We start from the raw sequence: 19,419 nt of genomic DNA on the forward strand, positions 1-19,419 counted from the left end.
TAATGTATGATATAGCGGGTGTTAATCATTTATTTGCATAGTAAAGTATTCACAAACAGAACTAGATTCACAAGCGCCAAAACGTAAAGGTGTGGTACGCAATTTACGTTTTCTCTACCAACACGATAGTGTTTATCATGATTAAAAACCCAAATGGTAGAGATATCTTTAGAATGATGCTGAAGTTAAAAACTTTTATATTTAGTCTCATTACCGTGTTACTAATACGATATAAGTTCGTTTAACTCACCTTCCCTACTCTTAGTTAATCAGCCAATTCAGAACTAAGCGCATTAACTGGTTGATGTAATACAAAGATCTAATATGTAAAGTTTAATTCTTAGTTTAGGGATTTCACTTTAGACAAAGAACACATCATACTAAATTTAATTAATAAATATATGTGGCGCTGAGTGAATTTGATTATTTATTTAGACAAAGCAAAGTGCATGTAATAATATTGACCTAGTAAGATGTGTTCTTTGAGGTGGGTAATGGTAACTAAGGTACAAATTAGAAGTCAGTTTGATTTAATGAACGAGTTAACTTTAAGGTTAATTGAAGAACTGAAAGAGTGTGAATTTTCCAAAGCAGAGTACTATCAGTTACCTGATGTTAGTAGTATAGATGAAAGTAAAGTTCCAGAATCTATAATCGTTTCTAAAATATCGGGCGCTCCGGCTCAAAAAGCAATCCTTCACTCCTTTTCTGACATTTATAAAAAATCGGGCTTAAGCAGTCGTGTTTTAAAAAGGCACCCAGGCTTGCTTGTTATTAAAAATGCAGATAAACATGCTTTAAATAATCGTATAGCCCAAGTGAATAAAGCTAAAGCTACATTTAAAGAATGTATTTTAGCTATTGATAGCAACGATGCGCGATTTGAAGCTGTTCACAATGCTATACCAAATTTAATAACGCTTGCTGCATATCGTAAAATTCATAGTGAGAGTGAATCCCCATTTTCAGTTAGGTTTACCTGGATGCACAAACATGCAACAAAAACACTTACTAAAAAAATGGCACTAGAGATGCTTGATAAATCGGCCGGTTATCGAAACCCAAGAATGATCGATCAGCAAAAGTGGCAATTACTTGTAGCTCAAGAACAAGCACGAGTTGCTAGTTTAGGTGAAAAAGAAAAACTACGAATACGCCGCCCTACTCGCGTAAGTCCTCAAGTAAATGTAAGATACACGGCACAAAATAGGTATCACGTTAGTGCAGCATTGCCATTTATCTTAATCAATCCGGAACCCGATGTAAAACTTGGCATATTACAAAACTATGAAAAACCATTAAGCCATCCACGCAAACGAGATTATGACTTTTTAGTCAACAGACTTTACTTAGAACAAGTAGATAAATGATTATGTTAAAAAGGCCACATTAAGTGGCCTTTTAGGTAGTTTATTGGATAATAAAATAAATTCGTTGCTATTTTTCTACTATCTCTTCAATTTTATCTTCATCTATCAAAACCGCATTTTCAACAATGCGTTTACCACCTTGAATCTCAATACGTTTGTTATGCTTATTTAATGTCAGTATTTCGTCACAAAATTGATCAGATGGATGCATCTCATATGTGTAATCAATAATGTTACCAGTTTTGTCATCTTTGACGTTTGTAATGCTGTATTCTGATATCGCACCTTTTTCAATCAAATCTTTCATTGTTGTTGTCATATCACGGCGTAATGCTTTTAATTTATTCTCAGTAATATTGTCAGTAGAATAAATAGAACCGTACTTTTCCATAATAGAAAGCAATCTAAAATGATATGTTTTACCTGGAGCAGCATATCGCCAAAGATGGTACAGACGAAGCATCATCCAACGCGATAATCCCCGTTTTAATTCTTGTGCGCTATTAAAGTAATACCCTTTGTATTCAAGGTTATCAATCATGTTATGAACAAATGCATTTAAACAAGCTACACATTTAACATTGCCGCCTTGACCTTTTTTCCCACTAAAATGTAGTGACGATAAAAAGTTCATGTTTGATTCGTAAAAGGAATCATCAATGTCAGTGTTTTTTGTATCTGTTGCCGAATATTTAAACGAAAGTTTAGAGCCTTGTAATGCTTCAAGTGATTCTTTAATTGCAGGATACGGCATTGATTGCCCTACCGCTTTGAGTTCTTGCGCTAACTCGTTCATAGAAAAAACCACGGCATATTGAATACCGGACTTAAAATTAATTTTTACTATTTTACCTTTTGAAGCCAAACGAATTAAGGCTCGCTCTACTTTTTCTTCTCTATCTGATGGCCAAACCAAATATTCTACATCTTCGCCATCTTTACGAGTACTCACAACAGCAGGTGTTATTTTTATTTCGCCATCGTATAAAATACCGTCCACTTTTTCTGATATTTTACGTGTAATGATTGTTTTTTTCGGTGCTTCTTCAAGCGGCAATTTCTTATGGCCAGAACGAACAAAGCGTCCCCATAAATCATAGTGATTAAACGTATTTGAATAAGCACGTAATCCATGAGCAGCATTTTCAATAGAAATGCGAACATCTTTATTATCTGTAAATAGTGCTAAACTCTCGTTATCAATTGCACTTTCCACCCCGTGAATTTGGCCTCTTAGTGTATCAGGCAAGTTATCTACCGAGATGTTGACCTTTCGGCTCATTGTTCTTATTTCCATTTTTATTGCGACAGTTAATAACAACACATAAAACAAGAAAAGTTAAATGTTTAAGTTAGTATAAAAGTGATCTGACTTTAAATAAAACATTCAGATCACTTTTATACCAACTGTTGTCAATTTTTGGTGTTTTCAGATCATTATTATACTAACAAGTGAGTTATAAATCTCTTTTTTACTAACTCAGCTATTATTTTGTCCAGTGTAATTGATATTTTATTAAATTAAACACGACAAATTACGCCTTTAAGTAATTCTCCTGTGGATAAAGTAATATCGAGTTAGAATAGATCTGATCTGTACTTACTACAGATCAGATCTATACTAATTCAATGCCCCTTTTATCTAGTAGACCCGTGCATAACTTTATAATTTACTTAGTAAAAATCGGATCTAAAGAGGTATTTTTGTTCATAACTTAATGAGTAAGCTGTGCATAACTATATATCTCAATTACTCCTTAGTAAAAAGCTGATCTGAGTGTTAATAAAGATCTGATCTTAACCAAGTATAAAGGTGATCTGCTTTTTTTAATATTATTCTTATTTATCATCAAGTTATATGCTAATTATACACCCTTAATCTTTATTACCTTATATATTTAACCACCTTTAAGCTTCTTTATTTATACTAAGCAATATTAATGATGTAAAAATATTATTAGATGTCTTCTTTTTAAAATGCATGTCGCCATAAATAGTTGTTTACAGCAAATTGAATGGACATTATACTTACTGCCTAACTTTGAGGAAGGAAAGTATGTCTATCAACAATAATGCGCTAAATACCTATCGACTTTTAAAAGCAACTGCTGAAGTTGCAGAAAAGTCATTAGAAGGACGTATTCAACATTATCGCGCTCATCTTAAATCCGAAGAAAAAGAGTTAAGAACATACACCCAAAAAGCTGCAGCCGATTTACTAGGTTGTAATAATCGTACCTTAAAAAGACGCCATGATAATGGTGATTTTGATGATTTAAACATAAAACGCGGTGCAAATGGCCATTATGCTTACACACTTGTAAATATTTTTGCAATGGCTGATATTATGGATATCAAGCCTGATCACCGCACTAGCGACGACAAACTTCAAGTTATTGTTATAAACTCCCTCAAAGGCGGTTGTGGTAAAACAACCAGTATGGTTAATATTGCAGCGGCACTTGCTACAACCAATATTAAACGTTATCGCATTGGTATTATTGATTTAGATCCACAAGGTTCATCATCTAGCTTCTTCCCCTCTAGCGAACATGATCCAATTACTGTTGGTGATTTAATGCGCGATTGCATAGATCTAGACGAAGGCGAAACATGGCCTGAATTTGTATCAAACTCATTTTTACCTACGCATATTCCAAATATTCGCGTTTTACCATCAGGTATGGATGACTTTTATTTTGAGCACGAAACTGCCACTTTATTAAAAGATACTTCAAATTATGAGCAAACTCGCCATTATCATAAGTTATTAGAAAAAGTAATCGAGCCGGTTCAAGATGAGTTTGATATTTTACTTATTGATACAGCTCCAACTCTTAACTTTATGTTTTATAATGCATTAATGGCATCTACAGCGATGCTTATTCCTGTTCATCCTGAAGCTGTCGATTTTGATGCAAACAATAAATATCTAAAAAGGTTAGGCGAGATTTATCATACTGTTGCTGCGCTTGGACATGAAGGTTGGGACTTTATGCAGTTTCTTGTGACCAATTATGTAAAAGGTAACCATTCACAACGCGATATTGTTAAAGATGTTCGAAGTGCATTTGGCCGCCAAGTAATGAGTTACCCAATTAACCACAGTTCTGCAATTACAGCGAGCTCTTCATCTTTTAATACTATTTTTGATCAAAAAGCGTCTGATAGTTTAGCCAGTCGTGAATCGCTTATGCGTGCACAAGAAAACATTAAAGATGTTGTTGACGAACTTGAAATGCTAATTCGATCTAATTGGCAATCCACACAATCAAAATTAAATACGCCTAAGTAAGGATGTTAAATAAAAATGGCTAAAAAACGTAAAAATGACACCCGCTTAGATCCATTTGCAACAGCTGTAGGCAGCAGTAGTCTTGATGCATTACTAGAACAAGCGAATGCTGGCGATGTAATTAGAATGCCTGCACCGAGCGACCCTGCTCGTCAAATTACGCTTGTTTGTAAAGTGATCGCACATGCTGATATTGAATCTACCACTGGTGTATATGGCAAAAATCGTCGCGTACAGGCACTTCTTAACGAAAAGTCAGTATCAGATATTCTTCCTGCAATTAGCGATGATGGTCGAAATCAGCACCCTGCTTTGCTTTGGGATCAAGGTGACAAAAGTTTAGTTCTTGCAGGTTCACGTCGTCGTATGGCCTGTATTCTAGGTAACGCTGATTATTTAGTGCTTAGCTCAAGTGACTTTACTGAACAAGATGCAAAAATTTTAGCTGTTTCATCTGATCAATACATAGCACCAAGTTTATGGGAGTTAGGACAAGCTTATCAACAAACTAAAAATGAATTAATTGAACAAGGTAAAAAAGGATCTTACCGAGAAATAGCTGCTCTTGAAGGTGTTTCGCATACTGCCATTGCAGATGCAATTAAAGCCTATGAACAAATACCAGCTGAGGTTATTGCGCTTTATCCTACGGCTAATCATGTTGGTAGAGAAGTTGCTAAAAAGCTTGTTATTGCAAAGGAGCGTGATCCTGAGAGCTTTAATCGGTTGGTTCAAGAGCTAGCAAGTAACAATGACATTAACGCGATTACAAGCGACGACAAGCGTGCAATGGCTGTTACTAAATGCTTAACAGCTGAACCGCAAACTACAGTAAAACGCGAAGCTGTTCTCGAAAATGATTTTGTTTCACTTCAACGAAATCTTAAAAGTGGCGATGTTTCTATAAAAATAAACAACAAAGTGATGACAGACAAGCGCTTAGAGCAACTTACAAAGCTATTAAGTGCTTTTAATTAGTTAGTAAAATAGCGATCTATCCAGTTTGTTTTGTTAGTTAAATATTGATCTGCAATATTATTTAGTTAGTATAAATCTGATCTGTACACGCCGTTAATGTGCTTATTTAGCCTGTTTTATTGCGTAGATCATTTTTTTACTAACTATTCGCCTCTTTTTTATCTATTCACCATATGTTTTAAAAAGTGTTAGTAAAATTCTGATCTAAAAGCGCTCTAACTATTGTTTAAGTTGTTTTTATTTTTTGAATCAGCAACATTTTGCAATTTATTCAACAAAATCCATTCTAAATTTAGTTATAAACCAATTTTTTACTAACCAATCAACTCCAACCAGTTTATATTGCGTTAATATAGCTTTAGCTCAGAGCACATAAGGCATATACTGGCAGAATTATTTTTAAAAACTAATCCTTAGAGTGACATGTCTGCTAACTTATCAAAAAATGATTTACTGGCTATTTTTGAAGAAATTAAAAATGAGCAGGCTACTCAGTTTCCTCTTTCAGAACGCTTTATAAATAAGCTGTTTCGACCCAATGTGCTAGCCAAAGGTAAAGAGTATTACAAAAACGGAAAAATCAGTTGGTTAGAGCATACTTCTAACTTTTCTGTTGTTGATTCAACTGTGCAAGGTGATAACGGTACACCGTTCAATCAGCGTATAGAGATCAGTAAAATACCAACTGGTTATTCGGTTGATACACATTGTACGTGTAATATAAAAACTAAATGCCGTCACCTAGCAGCAATTTTATTAAAACTAAAAATAGAGCACTCTGGTGAATACGGAGAAGATTACTTTATTAATGATTGGTTTAGTGAGTTAAGCGCACTCAAAAGCGCCGAGCAAACAATACCGTCGCAAGTTTTACTCTTTGTATTAGATATTGAAAATAACAAAGTATTTTTATCACCTAAAATAGCTAATTATGATAAAGATCAAAATTACACATTAGGTCGTAACCTTACCGATCAGCAACTTAATAGCTTTATAACCCCGAATGATTTACTCGAAAGTGATTTTAGACTTTATAGTTGGATCCGTTCACAAAATGCTGTAGGTAATATTGAACTCAAAGGTTTATGGGGTTTTAATGCGTTGCAACAACTTATTGCTACAGAACGATTATTTTTACAACGCTCTCGTGTTGCAATTAAGCCACAAAGTGCCCAAGCGCTGAACTTTAATTGGAAACAAGAAAAAGATTTAACGCAGTTGGGTATTAATTTGGAGCAAAGCAAAAATTGGGCACTGATTAAAACAACGCCACCTACATACATAGATTTAGATTATTTAAAAATAGGGCGTATACGTACGCCATTAAGCGCTGATGAAATCTCACATTTGCAAACAATACCCGCTTTACATAGTGCTAACTTCGATCGGATTTATAAGCAGTTAGCAGATAATTTTGGTGCGGGCGTTATACCACATCCAACAAATTCACAAACAACGCTACCTAAAGCAGCTAGTAATGCTGTTTTAAAAGTAACTACGGGTGAACAAGGCTTAACGCTTTCATTATTATTTAAGTATAAAAACAAGAATTATTTAGCAGGTGCAGCGCCTGCTAGTTTAATAAACAATGCGTTTGAAAATACCGTTAAAAATGAATTAGTGAATTTAGGTTTTGAGTTTTGTAAAGGGGGTTTACAAAGTGAGTTTGTTTTTACCAAGCAGTCCCCTATTCATTTACATTGGCTTACCTATGAAGTATTTCCAAGTTTTAAAGAGCGCGGTTGGAAAGTAGCGATTAGCAAAATGACAGTTGCCAATCCACAAAGCGAAGTTACACTTTATGCGAATAGAGCCGCAGGGCATCAAATGCATTGTAAAGTATTACTTAGTGGTGCAAAAGCTGCGCTACTTTTTAATAATGAAGATTTAACTTATCAATCATTAAATCGTCAAAGTGAGCTATTTCATTACTATCCAATGGGTCGTCAATTTGGCGTTATCAATAAATCAGCTATTAATTTACTAACTGAATTTAAGCAACGCTTTGAGTTTGTAAAAACAAGAGACGAATTTAATATTCCGCTTTCGTACTTGCCTGAGCTTGTAAAACACACCGCAATAAATGTTGAGCTTCATGACGACTCTTTAGAGCTTTACTTACAAGAACTAAATAATACCGACCACGCTATGCCAAAGGTATCTTTACATGGCTTAAATGAGTCGGTAGAGCTTAGAGAATACCAACAACAGGGCCTTGATTGGTTAAGCTTTTTAAAACGTCATAAGCTTGGTGGTATTTTAGCTGACGATATGGGTTTAGGGAAAACACTGCAAGTGATTGCTTTTTTAACTAGCACGTATAATCGTCCGCAAGCTGGCCCTACTTTAATCGTGTGTCCGACAAGTTTGGTGAGTAATTGGGAAAATGAAATAACTAAGTTTGCTAAAGGCTTAAAAGTGACAACTATTTTTGGTTCTCATCGAAACGAGCCACTACAGCACCTTGCTCAATCGCAATGCATACTGACAACTTATCCGCTGTTAAAACGTGATATAGCATATTACTCGCCATTATATTTCGAAAATATAATTCTCGATGAAGCGCAATACATTAAGAATGACACAGCACAAGTATCGCGCTTAGTTAAACGACTTAATGCTGATTTTAAGTTATGTTTAAGTGGTACGCCAATCGAAAATAATTTACTTGAGCTTAAATCTTTACTCGATTTTGCTATGCCATCATTACTTGGTTCACAAGCCCATTTTAAGCAACATTTTCAAACTCCAATTGAACGTGAAGCTGACATGGAACGTGCTGAACAGTTAAAAGCGTTGATTATGCCTTTTATATTGCGCCGTACTAAAGCGCAAGTAGCTCAAGAGTTACCTGAAAAAACAGAGATAACAAAAGAGTTTGAGTTTGAACCTAAACAAAAAGAAATGTATCAGGGGATTACACGCTCTCTTGAAGAAAAGTTAATAGACTTATTTGCAGAGCAAGGTGTTCAAAAAAGTAAACTAGCCTTTTTAGAAGCATTATTAAAGCTTAGGCAAATTTGTTGTCACCCTAAATTAATAGAGCCTGATACGCAAGCTGGCTCTGCTAAATTAGAATGGCTCACGACCCATTTACCATTGATGTTGAGCCTTGGTCGTAAAGTAATTATATTCAGCCAGTTTACTTCGGCACTCGACTTAATTGCTAAGCGCCTAGATGAAATAAATATAGATTTTAGTCTACTTACAGGACAAACTCGCCATCGAGATAAAGTAATTGATGAATTTACTAGCGGTAAAACATCGGTATTTTTAATTAGTTTAAAGGCCGGCGGCACAGGTCTTAATTTAACGCAGGCAGATACCGTTATACATTTTGACCCTTGGTGGAACCCCGCAGTAGAAAAACAAGCAACCGATCGCGCTTATAGAATTGGACAAACGAACCCTGTGTTTGTATATAAACTCATAATGAGTAACTCAATTGAGCAAAAAGTATTTAAAATGCAAGAAGATAAGCAAGCTTTAGTTGATGCATTATTTACCGATAAATCAATGAGTTTTACCCAGTTTGATGAACAGCAAATGTTGTCATTAATAAAAAACTAGAATCTTTTTTGAACTTAATTAATTAAAGTGCGTCTACTACTTTGCTTGTTGTTAAATTGCAGTTTACACAAGCGATAATGTTGATTTCCCTATTTAGTTACTAATTTTAGTAATGATTGAGCCAGCCCATTTTGAGTTGGCTTTTTTTATGTCTAAAATTTAGCGTTAAGCACTTATTTTAAAATTTTTTATTTTTTTATGAACTTAATTTAAAAGCAGGCGTCTACTATTATGCTTGTTGATTAATTGCAGTTAATACAAGTTTTATGTTGATTTCCCCCTATTTAATTACTAACTTTAGTAATAATTAAGCCACTTCATTTTGAACTGGCTTTTTTATGGTCAAAATTCATCATTTAAATATTATTTAAATTTTTTTGAGTTTTTACTGAACTTAATTTAAAAACAGGCGTCTACTATTATGCTTGTTGATTAATTGCAGTTAATACAAGTTTTCATGTTGATTCCCCCTATTTAATTACTAATTTTAGTAATAATTAAGCCACTTCATTTTGAACTGGCTTTTTTTATGCCTAAAATTTGCCAATTCCAATCAACCACTACTCAGATAAACGAATTTGTACCAATCTGCTTTGGTATGAAGTGATTTAATTCGTTCAGTTGTTCAAATACTTATGCTGATTGGTATCACTTAAAGTTATTAAATTATTTTTGAATTAATTACTTCATTTACCGGTCTACTGTAATATCTGTTGTTATACAACTTAGCCAAATAATGTAATTTATTTTGGCAAATGTGTATTTAAGTTGCAGCTTGCTCGGGTACATGTTGATTTTCCCTTTGATTACTTAATTTAGTAATATTTAGCCAGCTTATTTGAGCTGGTTTTTTTATGTCTGTAATTTCTTTGCTCCTCTACTTCTATTGCTTGTTATTGGTTATGATGGCATGTCTCTAAATCTTATAAGTTTATTTTTATGCTCACTCAAATACTCACTAACATCGATTGGTTAAGTGCAGGCGCTGGTGCTATTTTAGGTATTGTATTTTATGGTGTTATATCTGCGCAGCTTAGCAAAAAGCTACACCTAAAAATAAGCGAACAACAACAACAGCTTTCACTCTTACAAAATCAGTTTGATAATAAAGAGCTACAATACAGCACCTTACTTGAGGATCACGAACTACTCGAACATACTCACCAAGAGCAGCGCGATGAGGCGCAGCATTTTAAAACGCGTTTTAGCGAACAAGAAAAACAAAGCATTCAATACAACCATTTTTGGCGCAAAGCCGAAGACGAGCTTACAATGCTTCGTGAGCAATATAATCAACGCGATGTTGAGTATAATAATATGCGCACCACCCTTGAGCAGAAACAGCAAAGCTTTAGCGAGCAACTCGCGCAAATTGAGCAAAGTAAAAATATGCTCAAAAAAGAGTTTGAAAATCTAGCCAATAAAATTCTAGAAGAAAAATCACAAAGCTTTAAAACCTTAAATCAAGAAAGCATTGAGCAATTATTAAAACCAGTTCAAGGCGAGCTAAAAGGTTTTAGAGAAAAAATGGAATCAATACACGTTGAAGATATAAAGCAACGGACCGCGCTAAAAACTGAGCTACTGCATTTACAAGCCAAAAGCCAAGCTATAACAGATCAAGCCGATAAGCTCAGTAACGCGCTACAAGGGCAAAAGAAGACCCAAGGTAATTGGGGGGAACTCATGCTCGAAAACGTGTTAGATAGCGCAGGCTTACGCGCAGGTGTTGATTACAAGCGCGAAGTGTCGTTTAACACTGAAGATGGCCGCTTACGCCCTGATGTAGTTGTGTACTTACCACAAGGCCGCCACTTAGTTATTGATGCTAAAACATCATTAAATGCTTATACACGCTACGTGAATGCTGAAAATGAGTTAGATGCTAATCAAGCGATTAAAGAGCATGTAAATGCGGTTACAGCACGTATTAATGAGCTTGCGAGTAAATCTTACGACCGTTTGCCTGGTATTAACTCGCCAGAAGTGGTGGTTATGTTTGTACCAATAGAATCAGCTTTTGTTGAAGCGCTTAAATATCAAAGTGATATTTACCAACAAGCAATCGAAAAAAATATATTAGTAGCCACCCCCACTACCCTGCTGACTAGTTTAAATATTGTTAAACAGCTTTGGCGTTTTGAAGAGCAAACCAAATATTCAAAAGAGTTGGCAAATCGAGCTGAGCGTTTTTATAACAAGCTCAATGGTTTTTTATTGAGTATGGAAGGCGTAGGTAAGCAGCTTGATAAAGCGAAAGAAAGTTACGACAAAGCGTTCTCGCAATTATACCGCGGTAAAGGTAATTTAATTAAACAAGCATCAGAGTTTAAAGAGCTTGGTGTATCGGTACAAAAAGAGTTACCTAGTGAGAGCGTTGAACGTGCGCAGCTAGAGCTCGATTAAATTATTTTAAGTGTTTTGACTTAAAATAAAAACTTACCTTAAGTTTTAAAGCACACTTAAGTAAATATTATTAAATAATGTACGTTAGAGATTAGAGGTGTTTATGAGTAATAAGATTATAGGTATTGTTTTAATCGTTATAGGTATCGCTTTAATTATGTGGGGATATGACGTGTATGATGCGGCGGTTTCGCAGTTAAGCCGTGCATTCAGTGGTGATACACCAATAGAAGCATGGGCGGGTATTATTGGCGGTGCCATCTGTGTATTAATTGGCATTAAAAAGCTTAAGTAATATAAAATACAGCTTATTTGTACTAGCTCAGACTTGATCTGACAGTTACCCATTTTTCTAATGGTGACTGTTAGTTTAGATTTGAGCTAAATTCTTTTCTGCCCAAACCTTTTTTCCATCCAGTAATGTTTCAAGTGGTGTTCGACCGCAACATACTTTTCCTTGATGAGTCCGATCATTGTTGTAGTAATCCATCCATTCGTCCAGATCTTTTTGTAGTTCTTCCATTGAATCGTACAACTTTTTGCGGAATGTGATTTGATAGAACTCGTTCAAAATCGTCTTATGGAAACGCTCACAGATACCATTTGTTTGCGGGGACATTGCTTTCGTTTTTGTATGATCGATGTCGTTAATTGCCAAATATAGCTGATAATCATGATGCTCAACTCGCCCACAATACTCAGTTCCTCGGTCAGTTAATATTCGAAGCATAGGCAATTTGTGACCTTCGAAATAAGGCAATACTTTATCATTGAGCATGTCAGCCGCTGTAATTGGCGTTTTCGTTGTGTAGAGCTTCGCAAAGGCGACTTTACTGTAGGTATCCACAAAGGTTTGTTGATAGATACGACCAACACCTTTAAGGTTACCAACATAAAATGTGTCTTGTGAGCCAAGATAACCGGGATGCGCTGTTTCAATTTCACCACAGGCTTCATCGTCATGTTTTTTCTTTTCTAGCGCAGCAACTTGAGCGTCAGATAAAATAATGCCTTCATTAGCGACTTTGTTTTCCAATGCTTTCAATCGTTTTTTGAAGTTTTCTAAATCGTGACGCAACCAGATTGAACGAACACCACTACCTGAGACAAACACGCCTAACTTACGAAGCTCATTGCTGGTTCTATGTTGACCGTGAGCAGGATAGTCAACTGCATAGTTAATGACGGCTTGCTCTGTTTCTTCGTCAACGCGATTCTTTATATTTGGTGTACGGCGGTTCTTTTCGATTAATGCATCGATACCACCTTTATTAACGAGTTCTTGATAACGATAAAATGTATCTCGTGATACGCCCATGACTTTACAGGCTCTTGATACATTGCCTAGTTCTTCGGCAAGGTTAAGTAAACCAGCTTTGTGTTTTATGATTGGATTGTTAGTATGCAACATGAGAGTTACCTTTTTGTTTGTTTTGATTTAAAGATTCGACACCTTTATCAAAACGGGTAACTCTCACTTTTTCAAGTTGAATTGTCAGATCTTGTCTGAACTAATACAGCTTATTTTAGTAAGCTGTATTCATTTATTCGTAATCTATCACTTTTAGTAATTCATTCAATTTGCCTTCTGGCAGGCATTCGCCTTTATCCCAATAAGAGTTGAGTAACGTAGTTAAACTGCCAATACGTTGTGACTTTTTCTGCATTTTCTCAATCAAAATTTCAGCTTCTTTTTGTTTTTTTTCTAAACGTTCAATTATTACTGTGTGGTTTAGCTCGTCGTTTTCGTTACGTAATAAAGGTATTTCGTTGAGTGAAAACCCCAAGCTTTGTGAAAATTTAATTAACTGCAATTTTTCTAAGTTTTGTTGGGTGTACAGCCTATAACCATTAGCACTGCGAGTGGTTGGTGTTAATAACCCTTTGCTTTCGTAAAAGCGAATAGTACTGGCGGGTATGTTGGTAAGTTTTGCAAGTTCGCCTATTTTCATAACTAATAATAACTCCACTTTACATAAACTTAGTAGGTTGACCTTCAAGCTAACTTTAAGGTTATAGTCGCTTTAATGTCAATTTAATTAGCCCATAACTATGCGTAACCCTGTATTTACCCCTTTTACCTTGCCAAGTGGTTTAGTATTAAAAAACCGTATTGCCAAAGCCGCTATGGAAGAAAACCTTGCGCAAGAGGATCAAACGCCCTCCCAAATACTCAAAAATGTTTATAGCGCATGGGCAGAGGGGGGAGCAGGGCTAATTATTACTGGCAATGTAATGATTGATCATTTAGCGATGACAGGCCCAAGCGGCCTTGTGCTTGAAAAAAGTACCGATATTACTGCCTTTGCAGAGCTTGCTCGTTTATCGCAGCAAAATAATTGTAAAGTGGTGATGCAAATTAATCACCCTGGTAGGCAAGTATTTAAAAAAATGGGTGGAAAGGCTCTATCAGCGTCAAGTGTTGCACTTAATATGGGTAAGCACTCGCACTTGTTTGGCGTACCAAAAGCGATGACGAAAACTGATATTGACGATGTTATTACCCGCTTTACACAAACTGCGCAGCAAGCTGAAAAAGCAGGTTTTAATGGCGTACAAATACATGCAGCGCATGGTTATTTACTGGCTCAGTTTTTATCGCCACTAACCAATAAGCGCGACGATAAATGGGGAGGGAGTTTACAAAATAGAGCTCGCTTACTTCTCGAAATAACCCGCAGTATTAAAGCAACTTGCTCACTTACCTTTTCGGTTTCGGTAAAGTTAAACTCTGCTGATTTTCAACGAGGTGGGTTTGAACCCAGTGACGCGCAAGTTGTAGTGGACTTATTGAATAAACTCAATGTTGATTTTGTAGAGCTTTCGGGTGGTAGTTACGAAGCACCTGCTATGCAAGGAAAAACAGGTGATCAGCGCACGCTTGCCCGCGAAGCGTATTTTTTAGAGTTTGCAAAAGCGATTAGCCAACGCTCATCAGTCCCAATAATGACTACAGGCGGTATTAGTCGCTTATCTATTGCCAACAACGTGATTGAAAGTGGCGTTGCCCTCGTGGGTATTGCCACTGCGATTGCATACCAACCAAATTTACCAAACAAATGGCAAAATGAGCCACTGCAATCAGCCGTGTTACCCAATGTTACTTGGCAAGATAAAACCCTCGCAGGACTTGCCACTATGGCACTGGTTAAAAGACAAATACGCCGTATAGGCCAAGGCAAACCCGTAAAAATAAATGCCTCACCTGTATTTACTTTAATTAGCGACCAACTACGTTCGGTTAAATTAACTAAGCGTTACCGTAAACGCTTTGCTCATGAGCTTAATGTTGAGGCTAAGTAGGGTTTTTTAAATTAAAATAATACACCAATGATGATTTTATAGGCTAAGGTAAAGCTTCATATTAATTTGAGCTTTTTGAGACCTAAATGAATATAGGCATTTATATTTATGATAACGCAGAAGTACTCGACTTTTCAGGCCCTTTTGAAGTTTTCAGTACCGCTAAGCGTTTAGCTGAAAATAACTGGAATGTATTTTTTATTGCGGAGCAAAGTAAGCCTGTAATAGCGCGCGGAGGTTTTAGTGTAAACCCCCATTACAACTTTTTAGATCACCCCCATATTGATTTATTAATTGTGGTAGGTGGCGATCACACCGCCGAATTTAATAAAAAGCAGGTGATTGATTGGATCAGTAAAAGTGCAAAAACAGCTACTCGTGTTGCGTCTGTATGTACGGGCGCGTTTTTGCTCGCAAAAGCCGATTTATTACATGGCTTAAATGTAACAACGCATTGGGAAGATCAAAATGAATTGGCGTTATTATTTCCTGATTTAAATGTAATTAGTGATAAACGTTGGGTGCAGCATAATCAATTTATCACATCAGGGGGGATCTCGGCTGGCATAGATATGAGCCTGCAATTAGTCGCATTGTGCAGTACTGATGAATTTGCTTGCTTAACAGCAAAAAAAATGGAATATCAGTGGCATAAAAAATAACAGGCCCAAGTAAAACTACTTATACAACTGTTTGTAATCGACATATCACTCCCATAAGTCCCAGTATGGGGTATCGCCATAAAAGTCGCTCGCAAAATCAACAAAAGCACGCACTTTGCTCGGTAAAAACTGTCTATTAGCATACACCATGTAAAGCCCCATTGGGTCGGGTTCATAGTCTTGTAAAATGCGCACTACTTTACCTTGAGCCAGCGCTTCGCCTGCAATAAATGTGGGCTGCATAGCAATACCACCTCCCGCAATGGCTGTATTTAGTAGTAAGTCACCATTGTTAGCCACAAAGTTACTTTCAAGCTTTAGCTCGCTTTTTAGCTCATTAACTCCAAATAGGCGTTTTGTGGGCTCGCTAAGGGAATAGCGTAAATAATTATGCGACTGTAAATCTAAAAGTGTTTGTGGCATGCCATGGCGTTCTAAATAGTCGGGTGACGCAAATACAGATAAACGTATAGGGGCAATTTTTTTAGCTATGAGCGTTGAGTTTTTTAATACGCCAATGCGCAGCGCAATATCAATACCTTGCTCTACTATGTCTACATATTGGTCAGTGAGCCGTAAGTCTAACTTTAAATTTGGATACTGCTTTTGAAAATCAACCAGCAAACCTGCTAAATGCTTAGTACCAAATGACATAGGCGCACTAATACTAAGCACTCCCGAGACATTCTCGCTTAAGTTATTGAGTGAGTTTTCCATATCTTCAATATCAATAATCACCTGCTGACAACGCTGATAATATTGATTCCCAGCCTCTGTTACACTTACTTTTCGCGTTGTACGGTGTAATAAACGCGTGTGTAGATTATCTTCCAGCGCAGAAATATATTTGCTGACTAACTGCGGGGAAATATCGAGCTTATCGGCCGCTTTTGAAAACGATCCTTCTTGCACAACGGCCAAAAAGGTTTTCATGGTGGTGAGTTTATCCATCTTTAACAATACTTTATTGATAATGTATAAATAAATACCATATTTATCGTCAAAATAAAAACTAATATAGTGCTTAATAACACATCTATTTGTTTAAGGTTTTAGCATGACTCAGCCCGCTTTATTTATATCTCACGGTTCGCCAATGATGGCTGTACAGCAATCGGCTACGTCAGATTTTCTTGCATCATTAGGGCAAACGCTTAGTAAACCACGAGCTATTGTGGTGTTTTCTGCCCACTTTGATGAAGCGCACGATATAGTTATTACATCGGGAGATGCGCCGCAGACTATTCAAGACTTTTATAACTTTCCTAAGGCCCTGTATGAAATTCAATACCCAGCACCGGGGGACCCTAAGCTCGCTAATACTATTTGTGAGTACTTTTACAAGGCGGGTATTACAGCCGTGCAAAGTGCCAAGCAAGGTTGGGATCATGGTGTGTGGATCCCGTTGCGCTTAATGTACCCAGCAGCTAATATTCCCATTGTTCAGGTATCTATTAATACACGTCTTGGCACTAAAGCGATGTATAAATACGGACAGTTACTTGCACCACTGCGCAGCGATAACGTATTAATTATTGGCTCAGGCGGTATTAGTCACAATCTACGTGAAATATTTAAAAGCCCCGCTACACCTAACCGTGTTCAAATGGTTAATGAGTTTACCCATTGGGTTGAGCAAAAGTTAATAACGCAAAACACCCAAGCGTTACTTAACTATTTAGATGAAGCACCCCATGCTTTATTTAACCACCCTACTGCAGAGCACTTTTTACCTCTTTTTGCTGCGCTTGGTAGTGGTGACGGTCAAGTTGAAAAAATACATGAAGACATCGAAATGGATATTTTAGCGCTTGATGCATACAAGTTTTATTAAATTGAGCGTTCGTTCAAATTAAGTTAAGCTGTAAGCAAGTACTCTAAAACCAACTTATTTTATTGCGGAGCAAACATGGCAACTACACTTGCATTTGACGTATACGGTACGCTAATAAACACTCACGGCGTACTGTCCCTACTCGACGACATGATTGGCGATAACGCCCAAGCATTTTCAAATACATGGCGCGAAAAGCAATTAGAGTATTCATTTAGACGTGGATTAATGCAAAATTATATTCCCTTTTCGCTATGTACAAAACACGCACTCGATTACGCCTGCTTAGCGCACAAAACCGAGTTAAGTGAAGATCAAAAAGAGCAACTGCTAGAGCTTTATAAAACGCTTCCTGCGTTCGATGATGTAAAAGCAGGTCTTGAGCAACTAAAAGCAAAAGACTACCGTTTGTTTGCATTTTCAAATGGGGCTGCCGACGCAGTTCATACCTTATTAGAAACCGCTGGCATTAGTGAGCTTTTTGAAGGGGTAGTAAGTGCCGACGATGTTAAAACCTTTAAACCAAACCCAGGGGTTTATAGCCACTTTTTACGCGAAACCAATTCGACAGGCGCAAACACGTGGCTTGTATCAAGTAATCCGTTTGATGTAACCGGTGCTATATCACATGGTATGCGTGCAGCGTGGATTCAACGATCTGAAGAGTCTATTTTCGATCCGTGGGAAATACAGCCAAATACAATCGCAAGCGATTTACTCGATTTAAAAGTAAAATTAGAAAGCGTTAACTGTATTAGTTCAGACAAGATCTGACAATTCAACTTGAAAAAGTGAGAGTTACCCGTTTTGATAAAGGTGTCGAATCTTTAAATCAAAACAAACAAAAAGGTAACTCTCATGTTGCATACTAACAATCCAATCATAAAACACAAAGCTGGTTTACTTAACCTTGCCGAAGAACTAGGCAATGTATCAAGAGCCTGTAAAGTCATGGGCGTATCACGAGATACATTTTATCGTTATCAAGAACTCGTTAATAAAGGTGGTATCGATGCATTAATCGAAAAGAACCGCCGTACACCAAATATAAAGAATCGCGTTGACGAAGAAACAGAGCAAGCCGTCATTAACTATGCAGTTGACTATCCTGCTCACGGTCAACATAGAACCAGCAATGAGCTTCGTAAGTTAGGCGTGTTTGTCTCAGGTAGTGGTGTTCGTTCAATCTGGTTGCGTCACGATTTAGAAAACTTCAAAAAACGATTGAAAGCATTGGAAAACAAAGTCGCTAATGAAGGCATTATTTTATCTGACGCTCAAGTTGCTGCGCTAGAAAAGAAAAAACATGACGATGAAGCCTGTGGTGAAATTGAAACAGCGCATCCCGGTTATCTTGGCTCACAAGACACATTTTATGTTGGTAACCTTAAAGGTGTTGGTCGTATCTATCAACAAACCTTTGTGGATACCTACAGTAAAGTCGCCTTTGCGAAGCTCTACACAACGAAAACGCCAATTACAGCGGCTGACATGCTCAATGATAAAGTATTGCCTTATTTCGAAGGTCACAAATTGCCTATGCTTCGAATATTAACTGACCGAGGAACTGAGTATTGTGGGCGAGTTGAGCATCATGATTATCAGCTATATTTGGCAATTAACGACATCGACCATACAAAAACGAAAGCAATGTCCCCGCAAACAAATGGTATCTGTGAGCGTTTCCATAAGACGATTTTGAACGAGTTCTATCAAATCACATTCCGCAAAAAGTTGTACGATTCAATGGAAGAACTACAAAAAGATCTGGACGAATGGATGGATTACTACAACAATGATCGGACTCATCAAGGAAAAGTATGTTGCGGTCGAACACCACTTGAAACATTATTGGATGGAAAAACGGTTTGGGCAGAAAAGAATTTAGCTCAAATCTAAACTAACAGTCACCATTAGAAAAATGGGTAACTGTCAGATCAAGTCTGAGCTAGTACACGTTAACTAATTTTAATCATACCCTTTATACCTTTGGTGCTTGTG

15 protein-coding genes are annotated in these 19,419 nt (G+C 36.7%); 11 read left to right on the forward strand and 4 right to left on the reverse strand.

The window, feature by feature from the left end; all coding sequences use genetic code 11:
* Nucleotides 1-494: 494 nt before the first annotated feature.
* Nucleotides 495-1,370 (forward strand): DNA replication terminus site-binding protein, encoded by an 876-nt coding sequence (locus D172_RS20205; protein ID WP_007378806.1) that lies wholly within the window; start codon nucleotides 495-497, stop codon nucleotides 1,368-1,370.
* Nucleotides 1,371-1,437: 67 nt separating this feature from the next.
* Here D172_RS20205 and D172_RS20210 read toward each other — a convergent pair whose 3' ends face one another.
* Entirely contained in the window at nucleotides 1,438-2,652 is a 1,215-nt protein-coding gene (locus D172_RS20210; RefSeq protein WP_007378807.1) for a hypothetical protein, read from the reverse strand.
* A 774-nt stretch (nucleotides 2,653-3,426) separates the two neighbouring features.
* Between D172_RS20210 and D172_RS20215 the strand changes: the two genes are divergently transcribed.
* The 5 genes from D172_RS20215 (at nucleotide 3,427) to D172_RS20235 (ending at nucleotide 11,914) form a co-directional block, all read left to right on the forward strand.
* Nucleotides 3,427-4,665 (forward strand): AAA family ATPase, encoded by a 1,239-nt coding sequence (locus D172_RS20215; RefSeq protein ID WP_007378808.1) that lies wholly within the window; start codon nucleotides 3,427-3,429, stop codon nucleotides 4,663-4,665.
* A gap of 15 nt (nucleotides 4,666-4,680) precedes the next feature.
* Nucleotides 4,681-5,643, forward strand: a complete 963-nt coding sequence (locus D172_RS20220) for a transcriptional regulator (RefSeq protein WP_007378809.1) — start codon at nucleotides 4,681-4,683, stop codon at nucleotides 5,641-5,643.
* A 423-nt stretch (nucleotides 5,644-6,066) separates the two neighbouring features.
* A complete protein-coding gene (locus D172_RS20225; protein WP_007378810.1) occupies nucleotides 6,067-9,213 on the forward strand; it encodes a DEAD/DEAH box helicase in 3,147 nt (1,048 codons plus the stop codon).
* 939 nt (nucleotides 9,214-10,152) lie between these two features.
* Nucleotides 10,153-11,619, forward strand: a complete 1,467-nt coding sequence (gene rmuC, locus D172_RS20230) for a DNA recombination protein RmuC (protein ID WP_007378811.1) — start codon at nucleotides 10,153-10,155, stop codon at nucleotides 11,617-11,619.
* Between the two features lie 103 nt (nucleotides 11,620-11,722).
* Nucleotides 11,723-11,914 carry a DUF3185 family protein gene (locus D172_RS20235; protein WP_007378812.1) on the forward strand — a complete coding sequence of 64 codons (192 nt, stop codon included), beginning with the start codon at nucleotides 11,723-11,725 and terminating at the stop codon, nucleotides 11,912-11,914.
* 75 nt (nucleotides 11,915-11,989) lie between these two features.
* Here the strand turns inward: D172_RS20235 and D172_RS20240 are convergent, their stop codons facing one another.
* The gene (locus tag D172_RS20240; protein ID WP_058230579.1) at nucleotides 11,990-13,030 is read right to left on the reverse strand and encodes an IS481 family transposase; all 1,041 of its coding nucleotides are present in this window, start codon (nucleotides 13,028-13,030) and stop codon (nucleotides 11,990-11,992) included.
* A 133-nt stretch (nucleotides 13,031-13,163) separates the two neighbouring features.
* Nucleotides 13,164-13,571, reverse strand: coding sequence for a MerR family transcriptional regulator (locus D172_RS20245; RefSeq protein ID WP_007379075.1), 408 nt, complete (start codon nucleotides 13,569-13,571; stop codon nucleotides 13,164-13,166).
* A gap of 100 nt (nucleotides 13,572-13,671) precedes the next feature.
* On the opposite strand from D172_RS20245, the gene D172_RS20250 reads away from it, so the two are divergent.
* Nucleotides 13,672-14,922, forward strand: a complete 1,251-nt coding sequence (locus D172_RS20250) for an NADH:flavin oxidoreductase/NADH oxidase family protein (protein ID WP_007379074.1) — start codon at nucleotides 13,672-13,674, stop codon at nucleotides 14,920-14,922.
* Between the two features lie 86 nt (nucleotides 14,923-15,008).
* The gene (locus D172_RS20255) at nucleotides 15,009-15,584 is read left to right on the forward strand and encodes a DJ-1/PfpI family protein (protein ID WP_007379073.1); all 576 of its coding nucleotides are present in this window, start codon (nucleotides 15,009-15,011) and stop codon (nucleotides 15,582-15,584) included.
* Nucleotides 15,585-15,629: 45 nt separating this feature from the next.
* Here D172_RS20255 and D172_RS20260 read toward each other — a convergent pair whose 3' ends face one another.
* Nucleotides 15,630-16,535, reverse strand: a complete 906-nt coding sequence (locus tag D172_RS20260) for a LysR family transcriptional regulator (RefSeq protein ID WP_007379072.1) — start codon at nucleotides 16,533-16,535, stop codon at nucleotides 15,630-15,632.
* A gap of 106 nt (nucleotides 16,536-16,641) precedes the next feature.
* On the opposite strand from D172_RS20260, the gene D172_RS20265 reads away from it, so the two are divergent.
* The 3 genes from D172_RS20265 (at nucleotide 16,642) to D172_RS20275 (ending at nucleotide 19,317) form a co-directional block, all read left to right on the forward strand.
* The gene (locus D172_RS20265; protein WP_007379071.1) at nucleotides 16,642-17,418 is read left to right on the forward strand and encodes a DODA-type extradiol aromatic ring-opening family dioxygenase; all 777 of its coding nucleotides are present in this window, start codon (nucleotides 16,642-16,644) and stop codon (nucleotides 17,416-17,418) included.
* A gap of 75 nt (nucleotides 17,419-17,493) precedes the next feature.
* Nucleotides 17,494-18,192, forward strand: coding sequence for a haloacid dehalogenase type II (locus D172_RS20270; protein WP_058230580.1), 699 nt, complete (start codon nucleotides 17,494-17,496; stop codon nucleotides 18,190-18,192).
* Nucleotides 18,193-18,276: 84 nt separating this feature from the next.
* The gene (locus D172_RS20275; RefSeq protein ID WP_058230581.1) at nucleotides 18,277-19,317 is read left to right on the forward strand and encodes an IS481 family transposase; all 1,041 of its coding nucleotides are present in this window, start codon (nucleotides 18,277-18,279) and stop codon (nucleotides 19,315-19,317) included.
* The last annotated feature ends 102 nt before the right edge of the window (nucleotides 19,318-19,419 follow it).

It is taken from the genome of Pseudoalteromonas sp. Bsw20308 (assembly GCF_000310105.2).
Classification (GTDB): Bacteria; Pseudomonadota; Gammaproteobacteria; order Enterobacterales; family Alteromonadaceae; genus Pseudoalteromonas; species Pseudoalteromonas fuliginea.

Coding starts and splice junctions, on each gene's coding strand:
- D172_RS20210 (WP_007378807.1), bottom strand. CDS start 2,652: ATGAGCCGAAAGGTCAACATCTCGGTAGATAACTTGCCTGATACACTA.
- D172_RS20225 (WP_007378810.1), top strand. CDS start 6,067: ATGTCTGCTAACTTATCAAAAAATGATTTACTGGCTATTTTTGAAGAA.
- D172_RS20275 (WP_058230581.1), top strand. CDS start 18,277: ATGTTGCATACTAACAATCCAATCATAAAACACAAAGCTGGTTTACTT.
- D172_RS20250 (WP_007379074.1), top strand. CDS start 13,672: ATGCGTAACCCTGTATTTACCCCTTTTACCTTGCCAAGTGGTTTAGTA.
- D172_RS20235 (WP_007378812.1), top strand. CDS start 11,723: ATGAGTAATAAGATTATAGGTATTGTTTTAATCGTTATAGGTATCGCT.
- D172_RS20245 (WP_007379075.1), bottom strand. CDS start 13,571: ATGAAAATAGGCGAACTTGCAAAACTTACCAACATACCCGCCAGTACT.
- D172_RS20220 (WP_007378809.1), top strand. CDS start 4,681: ATGGCTAAAAAACGTAAAAATGACACCCGCTTAGATCCATTTGCAACA.
- rmuC (WP_007378811.1), top strand. CDS start 10,153: ATGCTCACTCAAATACTCACTAACATCGATTGGTTAAGTGCAGGCGCT.
- D172_RS20205 (WP_007378806.1), top strand. CDS start 495: ATGGTAACTAAGGTACAAATTAGAAGTCAGTTTGATTTAATGAACGAG.
- D172_RS20215 (WP_007378808.1), top strand. CDS start 3,427: ATGTCTATCAACAATAATGCGCTAAATACCTATCGACTTTTAAAAGCA.
- D172_RS20240 (WP_058230579.1), bottom strand. CDS start 13,030: ATGTTGCATACTAACAATCCAATCATAAAACACAAAGCTGGTTTACTT.
- D172_RS20270 (WP_058230580.1), top strand. CDS start 17,494: ATGGCAACTACACTTGCATTTGACGTATACGGTACGCTAATAAACACT.
- D172_RS20265 (WP_007379071.1), top strand. CDS start 16,642: ATGACTCAGCCCGCTTTATTTATATCTCACGGTTCGCCAATGATGGCT.
- D172_RS20260 (WP_007379072.1), bottom strand. CDS start 16,535: ATGGATAAACTCACCACCATGAAAACCTTTTTGGCCGTTGTGCAAGAA.
- D172_RS20255 (WP_007379073.1), top strand. CDS start 15,009: ATGAATATAGGCATTTATATTTATGATAACGCAGAAGTACTCGACTTT.